Origin of the sequence: Streptomyces pratensis (assembly GCF_016804005.1) — a bacterium.
Classification (GTDB): domain Bacteria; phylum Actinomycetota; class Actinomycetes; order Streptomycetales; family Streptomycetaceae; genus Streptomyces; species Streptomyces pratensis_A.
This window is the reverse complement of record NZ_CP051486.1, coordinates 2,952,143-2,969,187: the sequence shown is the minus strand read 5'-3', so window position 1 is coordinate 2,969,187 and position 17,045 is coordinate 2,952,143. Positions and strand designations below refer to the sequence as shown.

At 72.1% G+C, this 17,045-nt stretch carries 14 protein-coding genes and 1 pseudogene; 4 read left to right on the top strand and 11 right to left on the bottom strand.

The features are described 5' to 3' along the window. Nucleotides 1-6: 6 nt before the first annotated feature. A complete protein-coding gene (locus HED23_RS12675; protein WP_203183511.1) occupies nucleotides 7-1,479 on the bottom strand; it encodes an AlkA N-terminal domain-containing protein in 1,473 nt (490 codons plus the stop codon). Between the two features lie 441 nt (nucleotides 1,480-1,920). Between HED23_RS12675 and HED23_RS12670 the strand changes: the two genes are divergently transcribed. From HED23_RS12670 to HED23_RS12660, 3 genes are all read left to right on the top strand, one after another. After that, complete coding sequence (locus tag HED23_RS12670; RefSeq protein ID WP_203183510.1) at nucleotides 1,921-3,147, top strand: right-handed parallel beta-helix repeat-containing protein; 1,227 nt, start codon at nucleotides 1,921-1,923, stop codon at nucleotides 3,145-3,147. A gap of 199 nt (nucleotides 3,148-3,346) precedes the next feature. Next, complete coding sequence (locus tag HED23_RS12665; protein ID WP_203183509.1) at nucleotides 3,347-4,633, top strand: ammonium transporter; 1,287 nt, start codon at nucleotides 3,347-3,349, stop codon at nucleotides 4,631-4,633. A gap of 31 nt (nucleotides 4,634-4,664) precedes the next feature. After that, entirely contained in the window at nucleotides 4,665-5,003 is a 339-nt protein-coding gene (locus tag HED23_RS12660; protein WP_203183508.1) for a P-II family nitrogen regulator, read from the top strand. Nucleotides 5,004-5,091: 88 nt separating this feature from the next. Here the strand turns inward: HED23_RS12660 and HED23_RS12655 are convergent. From HED23_RS12655 to HED23_RS12645, 3 genes and pseudogenes are all read right to left on the bottom strand, one after another. Beyond that, nucleotides 5,092-5,373: pseudogene (locus tag HED23_RS12655) on the bottom strand (amino acid ABC transporter substrate-binding protein); the annotation flags it as partial. A 74-nt stretch (nucleotides 5,374-5,447) separates the two neighbouring features. Next, nucleotides 5,448-6,236: an HAD family hydrolase gene (locus HED23_RS12650; protein ID WP_338019590.1), complete on the bottom strand. Its 789-nt coding sequence runs from the start codon at nucleotides 6,234-6,236 to the stop codon at nucleotides 5,448-5,450. Nucleotides 6,237-6,303: 67 nt separating this feature from the next. Then, nucleotides 6,304-7,719: a phytoene desaturase family protein gene (locus tag HED23_RS12645; RefSeq protein WP_203183505.1), complete on the bottom strand. Its 1,416-nt coding sequence runs from the start codon at nucleotides 7,717-7,719 to the stop codon at nucleotides 6,304-6,306. 86 nt (nucleotides 7,720-7,805) lie between these two features. Here HED23_RS12645 and HED23_RS12640 point away from each other — a divergent pair, with 86 nt between their 5' ends. Then, on the top strand, nucleotides 7,806-8,636 hold the full coding sequence (locus tag HED23_RS12640; RefSeq protein ID WP_203183504.1) for a nucleotidyltransferase domain-containing protein: 831 nt from the start codon (nucleotides 7,806-7,808) through the stop codon (nucleotides 8,634-8,636). Here HED23_RS12640 and HED23_RS12635 read toward each other — a convergent pair. From HED23_RS12635 to HED23_RS12605, 7 genes are all read right to left on the bottom strand, one after another. Further along, nucleotides 8,633-9,484, bottom strand: a complete 852-nt coding sequence (locus HED23_RS12635; protein WP_203183503.1) for an inositol monophosphatase family protein — start codon at nucleotides 9,482-9,484, stop codon at nucleotides 8,633-8,635. The genes HED23_RS12640 and HED23_RS12635 overlap by 4 nt on opposite strands. Nucleotides 9,485-9,529: 45 nt before the next feature. Next, nucleotides 9,530-11,335 carry a gamma-glutamyltransferase family protein gene (locus tag HED23_RS12630; RefSeq protein ID WP_203183502.1) on the bottom strand — a complete coding sequence of 602 codons (1,806 nt, stop codon included), beginning with the start codon at nucleotides 11,333-11,335 and terminating at the stop codon, nucleotides 9,530-9,532. Between the two features lie 95 nt (nucleotides 11,336-11,430). After that, nucleotides 11,431-12,387: an ABC transporter ATP-binding protein gene (locus HED23_RS12625; RefSeq protein WP_203187456.1), complete on the bottom strand. Its 957-nt coding sequence runs from the start codon at nucleotides 12,385-12,387 to the stop codon at nucleotides 11,431-11,433. Between the two features lie 77 nt (nucleotides 12,388-12,464). Continuing rightward, nucleotides 12,465-13,583 carry an ABC transporter ATP-binding protein gene (locus tag HED23_RS12620; protein WP_203183501.1) on the bottom strand — a complete coding sequence of 373 codons (1,119 nt, stop codon included), beginning with the start codon at nucleotides 13,581-13,583 and terminating at the stop codon, nucleotides 12,465-12,467. Next, nucleotides 13,580-14,467: an ABC transporter permease gene (locus tag HED23_RS12615; RefSeq protein WP_203183500.1), complete on the bottom strand. Its 888-nt coding sequence runs from the start codon at nucleotides 14,465-14,467 to the stop codon at nucleotides 13,580-13,582. Before HED23_RS12615 ends, HED23_RS12620 begins: the two co-directional genes overlap by 4 nt. After that, on the bottom strand, nucleotides 14,464-15,417 hold the full coding sequence (locus tag HED23_RS12610; protein WP_203183499.1) for an ABC transporter permease: 954 nt from the start codon (nucleotides 15,415-15,417) through the stop codon (nucleotides 14,464-14,466). Before HED23_RS12610 ends, HED23_RS12615 begins: the two co-directional genes overlap by 4 nt. Continuing rightward, nucleotides 15,414-16,919, bottom strand: a complete 1,506-nt coding sequence (locus tag HED23_RS12605) for an ABC transporter substrate-binding protein (protein WP_203183498.1) — start codon at nucleotides 16,917-16,919, stop codon at nucleotides 15,414-15,416. Before HED23_RS12605 ends, HED23_RS12610 begins: the two co-directional genes overlap by 4 nt. Nucleotides 16,920-17,045 lie beyond the last annotated feature (126 nt).

Genomic DNA, 17,045 nt, shown 5'->3' with positions numbered 1-17,045 from the left:
ACGCCCTCACGCGGGCAGATGGTTGATGGGGTGGTCGTCGACGGTCCACAGGTACTGCACGGCGTACGCACGCCAGGGGCGCCACCGCGCGGCTCGCGCGGTGAGGGCCGCGGGGGTCGCCGGGAGGCCGAGCTGTCCGGCCGCCCTGCGGATCCCGAGGTCGGTGGGAAGGAAGGCGTCCGGGTCGCCGAGGGCCCGCATGGCGATGACCTCCACCGTCCAGGGCCCGAAACCGGGCAGTGCGGCCAGGTCCGCACGGGCCTTGTCCCAGTCGGTGCCCTCCCCAAGGTGCAGCGACCCGTCGGCGAGGGCCGCCACGAGCGTGGTGAGCGTGGCTCGCCGGCTGCGCGGCAGGGCGAGTGCCTCGGGATCGAGGCCCGCCAGTGCCTCAGGGGCCGGGAAGAGATGGGTCAGGCCGCCCTCGGGGTCGTCGACCGGAATTCCGTGGGCGCGGACCAGGCGGGCCGCGTGGGTGCGTGCGGCGGCCGTGGACACCTGCTGGCCGAGCACCGCGCGTACGGCGAACTCCGCCGCGTCGACCGTTCGCGGCACCCGGCGCCCCGGAGCCGTGTCGACCAGCGGGGCGAGCAGGGGATCCGCGCGCAGCTGGTCGTCCACCGCGACCGGGTCGGCGTCCAGGTCGAGGAGTCTGCGGCAGCGGCTGATGGCCTGGGCGAGGTCGCGGGGGTCGGTGAGGGAGAGCCGGCAGTCGATGTGGCCGGCCCGCGGCGACAACGCCACGATGCCGTGTCCGTGCGGGAGCGTGAGCGTGCGGCGGTAGGCCCCGTCGCGCCATTCCTCGACGCCGGGGACGGCGGTCGCGGCGAGGTGCCCGAAGAGGTTGCCGGGGTTGAGCGGCGCCCGGTAGGGCAGCCGCAGGGCGATCGCGCCGGGGGTGTCCGGGGCGCGGTGCCCACGTGCCGCCCGGCCGCGCAGCTCGCCCGGGGCGAGTGCGAAGACCTCCCGCACGGTGTCGTTGAACGTGCGGATCGACGAGAAGCCGGCCGCGAACGCGATCTCGGCCATGGGGAGCCCGGTGGTCTCGATCAGCACCCGAGCGGTCTGGGCACGCTGGGACCGGGCCAGCGCGAGAGGGCCCGCTCCGAGCTCGGCGAGGAGCTGTCGTTCGACCTGCCGGGCCGAGTAGCCGAGCCTGGCGGCGAGCCCCGGTACGCCTTCCCTGTCGACGACTCCGTCCTGGATGAGACGCATGGCCCGGGCGACGGAGTCGGCTCGCGCGTTCCACTCGGGGGAACCCGGGCTGGTGTCGGGCCGGCACCGCTTGCAGGCCCGGAATCCGGCCTGCTGGCACGCGGCGGCGCTGGGGTAGAAGGTCATGTTCCGGACCTTCGGCGGCACGACCGGGCAGCTGGGACGGCAGTAGATCCGGGTGGTCAGGACCGCGGTGAAGAACCAGCCGTCGAAGCGGGCGTCCTTCGACTGTACGGCCCGCACGCAGCGCTCGGTGTCGGTGTGCATGGTCCAAGCATCGGGCACGGAGGGACGGGACGGCTGGCGGAAATCCGACATCGACCTCGCGCGGCCGGGCGTCGGCCCCGCCTCCGCGGCGCCTCCCGTGACCGGTTCCGCAGGGTGCGCGACCCCTCCCCTATGTTCAGATCACTGAACTTCAATCACGTACAGATGTATTGACGCGCTCACGACAGCATCCTACGGTCGAAGAAAGCGCTTGCCCCCCCCACCCAGTGTGGTGTCGGCCGCACCTGCTGTTCAGAAACTCGGACAGTCCGCGTCGCCGCACCCGAGCCGCGACAGGAAAGGGCCACCCCCATGCGCCCGCCCGGCACCACTCCCTCCGGTCGATCTCGCACCGGACCCGGCTTCTCCGCCGAGGAGTTACCGGATTCGCCGCTCCGACACCCACTGGCCGGTCGAACCAACCCCACCTGGAGACGAACGATGCAGAAGAAGAAGCACGTCATCGCGTGCATCAGCCTGTTGGCCGGCTCACTGGTCGCACTGTCCGGCACCATGGCGCAGGCCACGTCCACCGCCGGTGACAGCGTCACCGGCGCGGTCAGCACCCCGGCCGTGACGGCCGCCGACGCCTTGTACGTGGCGCCGGGCGGCAGCGACGACGCGGCCGGTACGGAGGCGGACCCGACGACGCTCTCCTCGGCGATCAGCCGCGTCACCTCCGGTGGGACGATCTACCTGCGCGGCGGGACGTACGAGTACGGCGAGACGGTCACCATCCCGCCGGGCAACGACGGCACCTCCGGCGCCCGCACCACCCTCGCCGCCTACCCGGACGAGACCCCCGTCCTGAACTTCGCGGCCATGAGCGAGGACCCGGCCAACCGAGGGCTCGCCGTGAACGGCACGTTCTGGCACATCGACGGCATCGTCGTCGAGCACGCCGGTGACAACGGGATCTTCGTCGGCGGCAGCGACAACGTCATCGAGAACGTCGTGACGCGCTTCAACCACGACACGGGCCTGCAGATATCGCGGATCGCCTCCGACACCCCTGACGACGAATGGCCGGCGAACAACCTCGTCCTCAGTTCCGAGTCGCACGACAACGCCGACTCCGACGGCGAGGACGCCGACGGCTTCGCCTCGAAGCTGACCTCGGGCCCCGGCAACGTCTTCCGCAACACAGTGGCCCACAACAACATCGACGACGGCTGGGACCTCTACACCAAGTCGGAGACGGGCCCCATCGGCCCGGTGACCATCGAGGACTCCCTCGCCTACGAGAACGGCACCCTCTCCGACGGGACCGTGAACTCCGACGGCGACCGCAACGGCTACAAGCTCGGCGGCGACGGCATCGAGGTCGACCACCTCGTCCGGCGCAACATCGCCTACGACAACGGCAAACACGGCTTCACATACAACAGCAACCCCGGCTCGATGACCGTGTCGGACAACGTCAGCATCGACAACGCCGAACGCAACTTCTCCTTCGACAAGGGGACTTCGGTGTACCGCGGCAACGTCTCGTGCCGCAGCGGTGACGGTTCCAACGACAAGACCGTCGGCGACGCCGACAGCTCCAACCAGTTCTGGACCGGTTCGAACGGTGCGGCCTGCTCCGCGTACTCCGGCGCGATGGACTGGTCCTTCGCCCAGGACGGCTCCCTCGTCGTGACGTTCGGCGGGAACAGGGTGACGCCGTAGCCCCCGACCGCCCGCGCCTCCGCCGGTCCGCCCGCCCGATCCGGGCGGACCGGCGGAGGCCGTCGCTCCGTTCACGGTGAGGTTTCGGTCACCTTCCGGCAACGAAACACGACGGAAACGCGACGGCGTCCTCCGCGAAACGCGCACCCGCGACTCTCTCCGGGCCGGACCCCACGCCGCCCCGAGGAGGGACCCCCTCTTGACCCCCGCGACCCTGGCCTCGGCAGGCCTCGACACAGGCGACACCGCATGGCTGCTCGCCTCCACCGCTCTCGTCCTGCTGATGACGCCGGGCCTGGCCCTGTTCTACGGCGGCATGGTCCGCACGAAGAGCGTCCTCAACATGCTGATGATGAGCTTCGTCTCGATCGCGCTGGTCACGGTCGTCTGGCTGGTCGCGGGGTACTCGCTGGCGTTCGGCGACGACACCTTCGCCGGGCTGATCGGCGGGCTGGACCACGTGGGGATGGTCGGCATCGGCCCCGACGACCTCACCGGAAGCGTCCCGACCCTGCTGTTCACCACGTTCCAGCTCACCTTCGCGATCCTCACCGCGGCGCTGGTCAGCGGAGCGATCGCGGACCGTATGAAGTTCGCGGCGTGGCTGGTCTTCGTGCCGGTGTGGACCCTTCTCGTATACGTTCCCGTCGCCCACTGGGTGTGGGGACCCGGCGGGTGGATCAGGGACTCGCTCGGTGCCCTGGACTTCGCCGGCGGTCTCGTCGTGGAGATCACGTGCGGAGCCTCCGGACTGGCCCTCGCCCTGGTGATCGGACCGCGCATCGGCTTCGGGAAGGACGCGATGCGTCCGCACAACCTGCCGATGGTGATGCTCGGCGCGGGCCTGCTGTGGTTCGGCTGGCTCGGCTTCAACGGCGGTTCGGCGCTCGGCGCCAACGGCCTGGCCGCCGCCTCGATCCTCAACACCCTGGTCGCCGGGTGCACCGGCCTGCTCGGCTGGCTCTTCGTCGAGCAGAGGCGCGACGGCCACCCGACCACCTTCGGCGCGGCGTCCGGCGTGGTCGCGGGCCTCGTGGCGATCACCCCCGCGTGCGGGACCGTCGGCGTCCTCGGTGCCGGCGTGGTCGGACTCGTGGCGGGCGTCATCTGCTCCTACGCGGTCGCGTGGAAGTTCCGGTTCGGCTACGACGACTCCCTGGACGTCGTCGGCGTCCACTTCGTGGGCGGTGTCGTCGGCACGCTGCTCATTGGCCTGTTCGCCACGGCCACGATGACCGGCGGACCGGAGGGCCTCCTCCAAGGCGGCGGGGTGGACCAGCTCGTCAGGCAGGCGGTCGCCGTGATCGCCGTGGCCGCCTACACCTTCCTGGTGACGTACGGGATCGGCAGAGTGATCGACCGGCTGATGGGGGTGCGGGCCTCCGAGGAGGAGGAACTCACGGGCCTGGACCAAACGGTGCACGCGGAGAGCGCCTACGATCACGGCGGTCCCGGTCTTGCCGCCGCGCAGACCCCGGGCCGCTGAACACAGCCATCCAGGACAGGAGCACCGCCACATGAAGCTCATCACCGCGGTCGTGAAGCCGCACCGCCTCGACGAGGTGAAGACCGCCCTGCAGGACCTCGGTGTGAACGGCATGACCGTCACGGAGGCCAGCGGATACGGACGCCAGCACGGCCACACCGAGGTCTACCGGGGCGCCGAGTACCGGGTGGACCTGGTGCCCAAGATCCGGATAGAGGTCCTCGTCGAGGACGCGGACGCGGAGCCGGTCCTCGAAGCGATGGTCCGCGCCGCCCGCACCGGCAAGATCGGCGACGGGAAGGTGTGGGCGATGCCCGTGGAGACCGCCGTGCGGGTCCGCACGGGCGAGCGGGGGCCGGAAGCCCTCTGAGGACGCCGTACTTCGGGGAGCGGTCCCGGTGCTCTCAGCCGACGCACGGGACCCGGAGCCCTCAGCCGACGCACGGGCCCCGCAGCCCTCAGCCGACGCGCAGGACCCGGAAGCGATCTGGTTCCGCCGGATCCCGGTCGACGACCTGGACGGGCGCCGAAGCCCATTGCCGGACGCTGATTCCCGGCACGCGGGAGAACTGGATCCGCCCACGGGTGCCTTCGACCGGAGCGCGCGGCCAGAACTCCTCGGCTCGCGCCGGGTCTCCGCCGTGTGGACGCAGCGCTTCGGCGAGCACGGCGAGCATGTCGTAACCCTCGAGGCGACGCGCTTCGGCCAGCCGCTCGCGGAGGGCCGCCCCGACCGAGGCCCTCGCCCAGGTCACGGACACCTTCTCCCGGGTACTGGGCGGGCGGACGGCGGTGCTGGCGTCCACAGGCTGAGTCACCGGCCGAAGAGGTCCTCCAGCACGGACGCCACCCCGTCGTCGTCGTTGGACGCGGTCCGGTGCGTGGCACCCGCCAGTACCTCGGGGTGGGCGTTCGCCATCGCGTACCCGGTGCCCGCCCAGGTGAGGACACTCAGGTCGTTGGGCATGTCCCCGAAGGCGACCACCTGCCGGCGGGCGACACCGCGGCCGGCGCACAGCGCGGCCAGGGTCCGGGCCTTGGTGATCCGCGCCGCGCTGATCTCCAGCAGTCCTCTCCCGCCGGAGTGTGTCACCTGCGCCATGGCCGCGGCGGCCTCCTCCGCCACGGCGAGCATGCTGTCCGTGTCCCGGTCGGGCGACCACGCCAGAAGCTTGACGATCGGATCGCCGGCACTCCACAGGTCGGCGACGCGTGGCACGTCGTACTCCGCCCCGGCGTCCTCGGGCAGGCGCAGGCCGTACCCCGGAGCGCAGTTGACGCGGTGGCCCGTCTCCACTGCGAAGCCGATGCCGCGCAGGGATCCCGTCAGGGCGTCCGCCACACGCCGCGCCGTCTCCACGGGCAGGGTGTGGGACGTGATGACGGTGCGGGCCCCGATGTCGTACACGAGAGCGCCGTTGCTGCACACCGCCGTCCCGGTCAGGCCGTACGCACCGGCGAGCGCGTCCACGAATCGCGGCGGCCTGGCCGTGACGAGGACCACTTCCGCCCCCGTGCCCGCGACCCGGCGCAGCGCTTCAGACGTGCGAGCCGAAAGCGTCCCGTCGCTGCGGAGGAGGGTGCCGTCCAGGTCCGTCGCCACGAGCCGAGGGTGCGTCATCCCGGCATGCCAGCCAGCGGCCACGAGGGCGGGCCGCCTCGCCCGCCCCTCATGCGGTCCGCAGGCGCCGCCATACCGCCTTCGCCGCGTGGTACCCCGACATGCCGTGCACACCGGGGCCGGGCGGGGTGGCCGACGAACAGAGGAAGACCGCGGGGTGCGCGGTGGCGTAGGGCACCCGGGCCAGCTTGGGCCGGAGCACGGTCTGAAGCCCGGCGAACGCCCCGGTGGCGATGTCGCCGCCGACGTAATTGGCGTTGCGTACGGCGAGTTGGGGCGGTCCGGCGACCGCGCGGGCCAGCACCAGGTCGCGGAACCCGGGCGCGAACCGCTCCAGCTGACGCTCGATCACCTCGGTGGCGTCCCCCTCCCAGCCGGCCGGGACATGTCCGTACACCCAGAAGACGTGGTTGCCTTCGGGGGCGCGGGTCGGGTCGACGATGCTCGGCTGGGCGGTGATCAGGAAGGGGACGCTCGGGTCACGGCCCGCCACCGCGGCGCGCAGCGCGGCGTCGATCTCCCCTGCGGAGGGGCCGACATGGACGGTGCCGGCCCGCCGGGCCTCCTCCGCGGTCCAGGGCACGGGGCCCGACAGCGCGTAGTCGATCTTGAAGCAGGAGGGGCCGTAGCGGTAGTGGTCGTAGGCGCCGCCCAGTCCGGCGATCCGGGCGAGCGCGGTCGGTGAGGTGTCGAAGACGTACGCGCGAGCGGGCGGGAGTTCGTCCAGGCGTTTCACCTCGACTCCCGTGCTGATGGCGCCGCCCTGTTCACGCAGGAAGGAGGCCAGGGCGTCGGAGACGGCCTGCGAGCCCCCACGCGGCACCGGCCAGCCGTTCTCGTGCGCCGCCAGCGCGAAGATCAGGGCGATTCCCCCGGTCGCGAGGCCGCCGACGGGCGCGATGGCGTGTCCGGCGAGGCCCGCCATCAGGCCGCGCGCCTTCTCTCCCCGGAAGCGCCGGGAGAGCAGCGTGGCCGACTGGATCGCCTGTAGCCCGAAGCGCGCCCAGCGGTACGGGTCCCGGGGCAGGCCGTCCCACGGCGTCCGCAGGAAGTCCTCGGCGAGTGTGTCCCAGTGCCCCGTGAAGGGTGCGACCAGTCGCCGGTAGGCCCCCGCGTCCTCCGGGCCCAGCGACATGGCGGTCTCCCCGACGGAGCCGGTGAGCACCGCCGCGGAACCGTCGGGGAACGGGTGGGCCAGCGACAGCGGCGCCTGGAGCCATTCGAGGCCGTGCCGGGCCAGCGGCATCGCCTTGAAGGCCGGGGAGCCGATGCCCAGCGGGTGCACGGCTGAACAGGGGTCGTGGCGGAAGCCGGGAAGCGTCAGCTCCTCGGTGCGGGCACCGCCGCCGACGGTCTCCCCCGCCTCGAAGACCTGCACGGCGAAGCCGCGGCGGGCCAGCTCGACCGCGGCCGTCAGCCCGTTCGGGCCCGCCCCCACGACGACGGCATCAAGCATCGATGGCACCTTCGGACTCCTTTGTCAGCCGATGGCCAGGGCACCCAGGATATTCGGGCGCGCCGACAGCGTGCCCCCGGGTAGCGTGCCACCCGATGAACAGTGCGTGCGTACCCTCTCCCGCCGTCGCCGCGATGGCCTCCCGGCTCGCCCGGCTCCCCGGTATCGAGGCCGTGGCCCTGGGCGGAAGCCGGGCCCGCGGCACCCACCGCCCCGATTCCGACTGGGATCTGGGCGTCTACTACCGGGGCTCCCCGGACCTGACGGCCCTCGTCGCGCTGGCGTCCGAGATCCAGGGCGCGCCGGCCGAGGTGGCGGGGCCCGGCGAATGGGGCCCCTGGGTGAACGGCGGGGCATGGCTGACGGTGGACGGCGTCGCAGTCGACTGGATCCTGCGCGATCTGGACCGGGTCGAGGCGGTGTGGTCGGACTGCCGGGCCGGCAGTTTCGAGGTAGGGGTGCAGCCCGGACACCCGCTGGGATTCTGGTCCCCCTGCTACGTGGGAGAGGTCGCTCTCGGCCGGGTCCTCGATGACCCGGACGGCCGGCTGACCCGCCTTCAGGGGAAGGTCCGCGCCTACCCGGAGCCGCTGCGCCGCGCACTGGCCGACGCCGCGTGGGAGGCGGAGTTCTCCGTGGCCTCCGCCCGCAAGTCGGCCCCGTCCGGGGACACACTCCATGTCGCCCTATGCCTGTCGAAGGCCTTCGGGATCCTGGTCCAGGCCCTCCATGCCCACCACCGCGTCTGGTGCCTCAACGAGAAGGGAGCACTGGCCTCCGCCGCCGCTCTGCCTGACACCCCGGCGGACTTCGCGCACCGGGTGTCCGCGGCGCTGCGCGGCCTGGACACGGAAGCGGTGGAGGGCGCGGCCGATGTCGTCCGTGAGGTGCGGGCGGTGCTGGACGGCCCGGACGGTGAACCCTAGTCCCGCCCGCCGGCCCGCAGTGCCTGGAGGACCCGGTCCGCCGTCGCCTCGTCCCTGGCCGCGGTGAAGGGCAGGTCGTTCCCGCCGGTGATGCGGTAGGGAACTCCGGACAGCGTGGACTGCGCGCCACCCGCCTCGGTGACCAGGAGCAGGCCCGCCGCGTGGTCCCAGGCGAACTCCCAGTTGAAGGCGACCGCGTCCTGCGCGCCGCATGCGACGGCGAGGTATTCCAGCCCCGCCGATCCGCACGCACGGGCGTCGATGCCGTCGGTTCGCAGGCCGAGCAGCGCGCGCTTCTGGGCGTCCGAGGTGTAGTCGGGATGGGACATGGCCACCTTGAGGACCGCGCCGGGCGCGGGCGAACCGCTGTGCACAGCAGCGCCGTTGAGTGTGGCACCCCGGCCCCGGACGGCCACGGCCATCTCGTCGAGGACGGGGGCGTACGTCCATGAGGCGTAGACCTCGCCGTGCAGGGCGAGGGCCACCAGGGTGCAGAAGCCGGGTTCACCGTGCACGAACTGGCGGGTGCCGTCGACCGGGTCGACGATCCACACAGGCGCGTCACCGCCGAGCGCGTCGTACACGGCGGGGTCGGCGTGGACGGCCTCCTCACCGACGACGACCGAACCGGGCAGCAGCCGGGTCAGGGACGCGGTGAGGTGCTCCTCGGCGAGCCGGTCGGCGGCGGTGACGAGGTCGTGCGGGCCGCTCTTCTCGACGATCTCGTGGGTGGCCAGCCGGCGGTAGCGCGGCAGGATCTCGGTGGCTGCCGCCGCCCGGACCGCCGCCTCCACCTCGGCGGTCGGCCCGGCGTGCCCGGCGGTCCCGTACAGGAAGTCATCGATCATGACTCCAGCTAAGCACGGTCCGCCGGGGCTGCCACGAGCAGGTGGTCAGCGGCCGACGGCGTATCCCTGCATCCCCCGGGGGTTGGCGGCGGCGGACAGGACGCCGGTCTCCGGGTCCCGGGCGACGGCGCACATCCGGCCCTCGGACCACGGGTCACCGACCGTCACGTCGTGGCCGCGCCGGCGCAGCTCCGCGACGACCTCCGGGTCCATCCCGTCCTCGACGGTGACACTGCCGGGGCGCATCCCGCGCGGGAAGAACGAGCCGGGGAAGCTGTCGTTGTGCCAGTTCGGGGCATCGATGGCGCCCTGGAGGTCGAGGCCGCCACGGACCTCGGGGCGCAGCGCCACGGCGAGGAAGAAGTGCAGCTGCCACTGGTCCTGCTGGTCGCCGCCGGGCGTTCCGAAGGCCATGACGGGGACTCCGTCGCGCAGGGCGAGCGACGGGGTCAGCGTGGTGCGCGGGCGACGGCCGGGGGTCAGCGTGTTCGGCAGGTCCTCGTCGAGCCAGGCCATCTGCAGCCGGGTGCCGAGCGGGAAGCCCAGCTCGGGCACGACGGGGTTGGACTGAAGCCAGCCGCCGCTCGGCGTGGCGGCGACCATGTTGCCCCAGCGGTCGACGATGTCGAGGTGGCAGGTGTCACCGCGGGTCGCGCCGTCCTTGGCCACCGTCGGCTCGCCCGCCCCGGCCACCGGGACGCCCATGGCGTCGAAGCCCGGCTCCCCGGAGGCGACGGCGTGGGCATGGGCGCTGAGGACGGGGGTGCGGCCGTCGGGGCTGCCGGGGCGCAGTTCCAGGGAGGCGGTGTCCTTGATCAGGGTGCGGCGCTCATCGTTGTACGGCGCGGAGAGCAGGGTGTCGACCGGTACGGCTGTGGCGTCGCCGTACCAGGCCTCGCGGTCGGCCATCGCGAGCTTGCAGCCCTCGACGAGCAGGTGGACGTAGTCGGCCGAGCCGTACGCCGGGAGCTCGGCCGGGAGGAGGGCGAGCTGCTGGAGGAAGGCGGGGCCCTGGCTCCAGCCCGCCGCCTTGGCGAGCGTCCAGCCGTTCCAGTCGTACGTGGCGGGCGCCTCGTACGTCGCGGACCAGCCGGCCAGGTCGGCGGCGGTCAGGGTGCCGGTGTGACGGGTTCCGCTGGTGTCCATGGTGGGGACGGCGGCCTGGCGGACCAGGGCCTCGGCTATGAATCCCGTGCGCCAGATCTCGCGGGCGGCGTCGATCTGCGCGACGCGGTCCTCACCGCCCTTCTCCGCCGCCTCGGCGGTCAGTCGGCGCCAGGTGGCGGCGAGTGCCGGGTTGCGGAACAGCTTGCCGGGCTCGGGCGCGTTCCCGCCGGGGAGGTACACCTCGGCGGACGTCGGCCACTCGGTCTCGAAGAGCTCGCGGACGGTCTCGACGGTCTGGCCGACGCGCTCGACGGGGGCGTGGCCGTCCTCGGCGTATCCGACCGCGTAGCGCAGGACCTCGGCGAGGGTCTTGGTCCCGTAATCGCGCAGCAGCAGCATCCAGGCGTCGAAGGCGCCCGGCACGGCGGCGGCGAGCGGACCGGTGCCGGGCACCAGGTCCAGGCCGAGCGAACGGTAGTGCGCGGCCGAGGCGCCCGCGGGGGCGGGGCCCTGGCCGCACAGCACCTGTACGTCGCCGTCCTTGGGCGCCAGGATCATCGGGACCTCGCCGGCCGGTCCGTTGAGGTGCGGCTCGACGACGTGCAGGACGAATCCGGCGGCGACGGCCGCGTCGTAGGCGTTGCCGCCGTCCTCCAGGACGGCCATCGCGGACTGCGAGGCGAGCCAGTGGGTGGAGGACACCATGCCGAAGGTGCCCTGGAGGGTGGGGCGGGTGGTGAACACGGGTGCGGCTCCTTGCTGCGGCGTGCTGGGTTTCGGTGTTCCGTGGTGCGTCCGCGAATGGTACGTACGACGCACGGGGCCTGGAAAAGGGCTGGTCAGAGCGCCGCGTCCGGGGCGGTGCCGTCGTCGTCGACGAGGTGGCAGGAGACCTGCCGGCCGCCGGGGATCTCGCGCAGGGCGGGTATCTCGGTGCGGCACCGGTCGACGGCGAGCGGGCAGCGGGTGTGGAAGCGGCAGCCGGGTGGGGGATCCAGCGGGCTCGGCAGCTCCCCGTGCAGCACGATGCGCTGGCGGGAGCGCTGGACGACGGGGTCGGGGACCGGGGCGGCGGAGAGCAGGGCCTGGGTGTAGGGGTGCTTGGGGGCTGCGAACAGTTCGGCGGTCGGGGCCTGTTCGACGATCTGCCCGAGGTACATCACGGCGATCCGGTCGGCGAGGAATTCGACGGCGGCCAGGTCGTGGGTGATGAACAGGCAGCCGAAACCCCGGTCGCGCTGGAGGTCGGCCAGGAGGTTGAGCACGGACGCCTGGACCGAGACGTCGAGCGCCGAGGTCGGTTCGTCGGCCACGACCAGATCGGGGTCGCAGGACAGGGCGCGGGCGATCGAGATGCGCTGGCGCTGCCCGCCGGACAGCTCATGGGGGTGCCGGTCGGCGTGCTCGGGGCGCAGCCCGACCTGGCCCAGCAGCTGCTCGACCCGCTCCCGCACTGCCGCTCCACGGGCACGGCGGTGCAGCCGGATGGGCTCGGCGATGATCTGGCCGACCGTCATCCGGGGGTCGAGTGAGGACGAGGGGTCCTGGAAGACCAGGTGGAAGTCCTTGCGCAGGGGGCGCAGCGCGCGGCGGGAGAGGTGGCTGACGTCGGTGCCGTTGATGTGGACGGTTCCGGCGGTGGGTTCGTCGAGGCGTACGGCACACCGGCCGACCGTCGACTTGCCGCTGCCCGACTCGCCGACGAGGCCGACGACCTCGCCGCGGCCGATGGTGATCGAGACACCGTCGACGGCCCGGACGGTGCCGCCGCCGGAGGCACCGAAGTGCCTTTCCATGCCGCTGATCTCGAGCACCGGGGGGTGCGGGGCGCCCGCCTCGTCCTCGCGCGGTGCGGGGACGGCCTGTGCGGTGGTCACTTTCCGGCCTCCTGGTCGGGTCGCGCTTCGAGTTCGCCGGACGGCGGGAGAGCAGGTCCGGTGCCGGCACCTGGAACGGTCCCGACCCCGGTCTCCTCGTGAGGGTGCCAGCAGGCGGCCAGGTGCGAGGGGTCCGCTCCGGCCCGCCGGTCGATGGCGCGGAAGCCGGGCCGGCTGCCGGTGCAGGTGTCGTCGGCGCGGGAGCAGCGGGGCGCGAACGTACAGGCGTCGGGCTGGCTGTCCAGGCTCGGGACCAGGCCGGGGATCTCGGGCAGCCGCCGCTTGCCCTCGCCCCCGGGACGCAGCACCGCGCCGAGCAGACCGCGGGTGTAGGGGTGGCGGCCCGAGGCGAACAGGTCGTGCACCGGGGCCTGTTCGACGGCACGGCCGGCGTACATCACGAGCACCCGGTCGGCGGCGTCCGCGACGACCCCGAGGTCGTGGGTGACCAGGACGATGGCGGTGCCGAGGCGTTCGCGCAGGGACTGGAGGACCTCCAGGATGCCCGCCTGCACGGTGACGTCCAGCGCCGTCGTCGGTTCGTCGGCGATGAGGACGGCCGGGTCGCAGGCCACCGCGATCGCGATCATGACGCGCTGCCGCATGCCGCCTGAGAGCTGGTGCGGGTATTCGTCGATCCGGCGTGCCGGTGCCGGGATCCCGACTAGTTCGAGGAGCTCCACGGCACGCGCCCTGGCCTCCTTGCGGCTGAGTCCCTGGTGCCTGCGCAGCACCTCGCCGATCTGCCGGCCGATGGTGAGGACCGGGTTCAGCGAGGTCATCGGCTCCTGGAAGATCATCGCGATGTCCTTGCCGCGGACGTGCCGGAGCTCCTTCTCCGACGCTCCGACCAGCTCGCGCCCGGCCAGCCTGATCGATCCGCCCACCCGGGCGGTCGGCGGGAGCAGCCCCATGGCCGCCATCGAGGTGACGGACTTGCCGCATCCCGATTCGCCCACCACGGCGAGGACCTCGCCTGGCGCCAGGTCGTAGGAGACCCCGTCGACCGCGTGCACGGTGCGGGTGTCGGAGCGGAACGAGACCGACAGGTCGCGCACGCTGAGCACGGGCTCGGCCGCCGCCGTCCGCGCCGGTTCGGGAACGGTCTCGGTCATCGTGTTGCTCCTCGGGGGTCCAGGACGTCACGCAGCCCGTCGCCGAGCAGGTTGAAGGCGAGCGTCGCCGCGACGATCGCGAGGCCGGGGAAGACGGCCAGCCAGGGTGCGGGCGCCAGGAAGGACTGGGCGCCGGAGAGCATCACGCCGAGCGAGGGGTCCGGCGGCTGGACGCCGAGTCCGAGGAAGCTCAGCAGTGCCTCGCCGATGATCGCCGCGGGGATGCCCACGGTCGCCTGGACGATCAGGGCGGAGGTGGCGTTGGGAAGTATGTGCCGGAAGAGGACGGTGCCGTCGCCGCCCCCGTTGGCCACGGCCGCGGCGACGTAGTCGACGTGCTTGAGCCGCAGGGTCTCCGCGCGGGTGATGCGGATGACGGCGGGGATCTGCGAGATGCCGATGGCGATGGTCGCGTTGGTGAGCGACGGGCCGAGGATCGCGGCGAGTCCCACGGCGAGCACCAGGAAGGGGAACGCCAGCATGGTGTCGGTGAGCCGGGACACGGCCGTGTCCGCGAACCGGCCGTAGTAGCCGGCGAGCAGCCCCAGCGGTACGCCGACGAGGAAGGCCAGCAGCACGGCGACGAGGCCGACCTGCATGGAGGCGCGGGCGCCGTGGACGATGCGGGAGAGCTGGTCGCGGCCGAGGTCGTCGGTACCGAGCCAGTGCGCGGCGCTCGGCTCGGCCAGTACGTTTCCGAAGTCCGGCTGCGAGGGGTCGTAGGGGGCGATGAGCGGGGCGAACAGGGCTGCCAGGACGAAGACGGAGGCGATGACGGCGCCGGTGAGCGCCAGCCGGTTCCTGCGCAGGGCGCGCAGTTTGCCGCCGGACTTCCGGCTGCTCGCCGGGGGTGGGGTGGGGAGCACTGTGGTCGCGGTGGTCACCGGGCACCTCCGAGCCGGATGCGCGGGTCGATGACCGAATAGACCACGTCGACCAGCAGGTTGATGAGGATGTACGCGGCGGAGGTGCAGAGCACCACGGCCTGGAGTGTGGCGTAGTCACGGGTGAAGACGGCGTCGATGGTGAGCTTCCCGAAGCCGGGGAGGACGAAGATCTGCTCGGTGACGACGGCTCCGGAGATCAGGTGCCCCAGCTGGAGACCGAGGACGGTCACGACGGTGACCAGCGAGTTGCGCAGCGCGTGCCCGCCGATGACGGACCCCCGGGACAGACCCTTGGCGCGGGCGGTCCGCACGTAGTCGGCGGAGAGCGAGTCGAGCATCGCCGCCCGGGTCTGCCGCATCACGACGGCGGCGAGACCGGAGCCGAGCACGATGGCGGGCAGCACCATGCGGCGCAGGTTGTCGATGGGATCGGTACCGAAGGGGACGTAGCCGGAGGCGGCGAACACCGGGACGGCGATGGCGAATCCGAGGACGAGGACGATACCGAGCCAGAAGGTGGGGATGGACAGGCCGATCAGCGCGATGGCGTTGGCGAGCCACTCCTCCGGCCTCCCGCGCCGCACAGCGGCGACCACTCCGGCGCCGATGCCGACCACGATCGCCAGCAGCAGGGAGAGCGCGGCCAGTTCCAGCGTGACGGGCAGGGCCTGTGCGATCGCGTCGGCGACGGGGAGGCCGGTACGGGAGGAGGTGCCGAGGTCGCCGGTGAGGGCGTGCCCGATGAACCGTCCGTACTGGATGACTACGTTGTCGTTCAGGCCGTAGCTCTCCCGGACGGCGGCGAGTGCCTCGGGGCTGCGTTCCTCACCGGCCAGCGCGAGCGCCGGGTCGCCGGGCAGCGCCCGGATGCCGGCGAAGACGACGATGCTGACGAGGAAGAGCGTGATGAGGGACTGACGCAGGCGCGTCAGCAGGTACTTCGTCATCGGGTGTACCCCGCATTCTTGACCCGGACCAGTCCGTCGCCGTAGACGCGGATGCCCGCGACGTCCTTTCCGGCGACGACGTAGTTCTTCTGCCGGTAGAGGTAGATCAGCGCATGGGCGTCCTGGACGCGGCGGGTGAGCTCGTCGTAGATCCCGGTGCGCCGTGCGGGGTCCGCGACGCTGCGTCCCTCGGCGATCAGCTTGTCGATCTCGGGGTCCCCGAGACCGTAGGCGTTCATGGCGCCGGCGGTCTTGAGGAAGTTGGAGACGTTGCCGTCCGGGTCGAGCCGGCCGGACCAGCCGCTGGTGAAGACGTCGTAGTCGCCGGCGTCGGTCTCCGCGAGCATGGTGGCGTACTCGGTGGGGCGCAGCGACAGTTCGAAGCCCGCCTCCTTGACCATGGCCTGGAGTACCTGTCCGACACGGCCCTGTTCCGGGGTGGTGGACGTCTTCAGCTCGATCTTCACCGGGGTCTGCACCCCGGCCTCCTTCAGCAGCTTCTTCGCGCGGCCGACGTCGCGCCGGGGGCAGTCCTCCGGCTTCACACCCGGGGCGATGGCGGACTGCGGGGAGATGGGGCCGCAGGCGGGTTCGTACATGCCCTGGAACACGACCGTGTTGAGGAGGTCGCGGTCGATGGCGAGCTCGAAGGCCTCCCGGACACGGACGTCCCGGGCGATCGGGGTGTCGATCTTCCCGGGCTTCTGCCCGAGACCCTTCACGTTGCCGACGTTGAGGCCGATGCCCTGGTATCCGAGCGAGGGCGAGTTGAACAGCTGGAGCTTCGGCTCGGTGAGGGCGCTCCGTACGTCGACGGGGGCCATCTGGTCGCCGACCTGGAGGTCTCCGGAGCGCAGGTTGGCGAGCCTGACGTTGCCGTCGGGTATGGGCTTGTAGATCACGCCGTCCAGGTGCACCCGGTCGGCGTCGTAGTAGTTCGGGTCCTTCCTCAGCACGATCCGGTCGCCGCCGACGCGCTCGACGAAGCGGAAGGGGCCGACACAGGAGGGGTGGTTGGTGAAGTCCTTCCCGTACTTCTCGAGTGCGGTCGGTGACATCACCATCCCCGCCCGGTCGGCGAGTACGCCGGTGAGCGGGACGTAGGAGTGGTCGAGCGTCAGGCGGACCGTGAGCGGTCCGGTGGCCTCGGCCTTGCTGACCGGGGCCAGTTCGGTGCCGCGCGCGGATCCGGGGAGATCCCGGTGACGCAGCAGCGAGGTGACGACCGCGTCGGCGTCCAGCTTCGTCCCGTCGCTGAACTCGGCACCGGGACGCACCTGGATGGTGACCGTGCGTCCGTCGGCCGAGGTGACGGGGAGCGACGCGGCGAGTTGAGGCACGACGGTGCCGTCCTCGTCGATGTCGTAGAGCTTCTCGCACATGCTCGCGAAGACCGTTCGGCCCACGAGGGTCTGCGCGAGGGTGGGGTCCAGTTTGTCCGGGTCGGAGTTGAGAGCGACGGTGAGTGTCCCGCCGTCGCGTACCGACCGGTCGTCGGTCATGCGTACACCACCGACTTCGGTCGCCGAGGACTGCAACGACGCACAGCCCGAGGTGAGGGACACCAACGCAACCGCCACCAGGGCAACCGCTTTTCGGCGCACGAGGGCCTACCTCCCGCCATGGGG

Excerpts from the sequence above, each read along its gene's own strand:
- HED23_RS12675 (WP_203183511.1), bottom strand. The coding sequence starts at position 1,479 with ATGCACACCGACACCGAGCGCTGCGTGCGGGCCGTACAGTCGAAGGAC.
- HED23_RS12670 (WP_203183510.1), top strand. The coding sequence starts at position 1,921 with ATGCAGAAGAAGAAGCACGTCATCGCGTGCATCAGCCTGTTGGCCGGC.
- HED23_RS12660 (WP_203183508.1), top strand. The coding sequence starts at position 4,665 with ATGAAGCTCATCACCGCGGTCGTGAAGCCGCACCGCCTCGACGAGGTG.
- HED23_RS12640 (WP_203183504.1), top strand. The coding sequence starts at position 7,806 with ATGAACAGTGCGTGCGTACCCTCTCCCGCCGTCGCCGCGATGGCCTCC.
- HED23_RS12635 (WP_203183503.1), bottom strand. The coding sequence starts at position 9,484 with ATGATCGATGACTTCCTGTACGGGACCGCCGGGCACGCCGGGCCGACC.
- HED23_RS12625 (WP_203187456.1), bottom strand. The coding sequence starts at position 12,387 with ATGGAAAGGCACTTCGGTGCCTCCGGCGGCGGCACCGTCCGGGCCGTC.
- HED23_RS12620 (WP_203183501.1), bottom strand. The coding sequence starts at position 13,583 with ATGACCGAGACCGTTCCCGAACCGGCGCGGACGGCGGCGGCCGAGCCC.
- HED23_RS12610 (WP_203183499.1), bottom strand. The coding sequence starts at position 15,417 with ATGACGAAGTACCTGCTGACGCGCCTGCGTCAGTCCCTCATCACGCTC.
- HED23_RS12605 (WP_203183498.1), bottom strand. The coding sequence starts at position 16,919 with ATGACCGACGACCGGTCGGTACGCGACGGCGGGACACTCACCGTCGCT.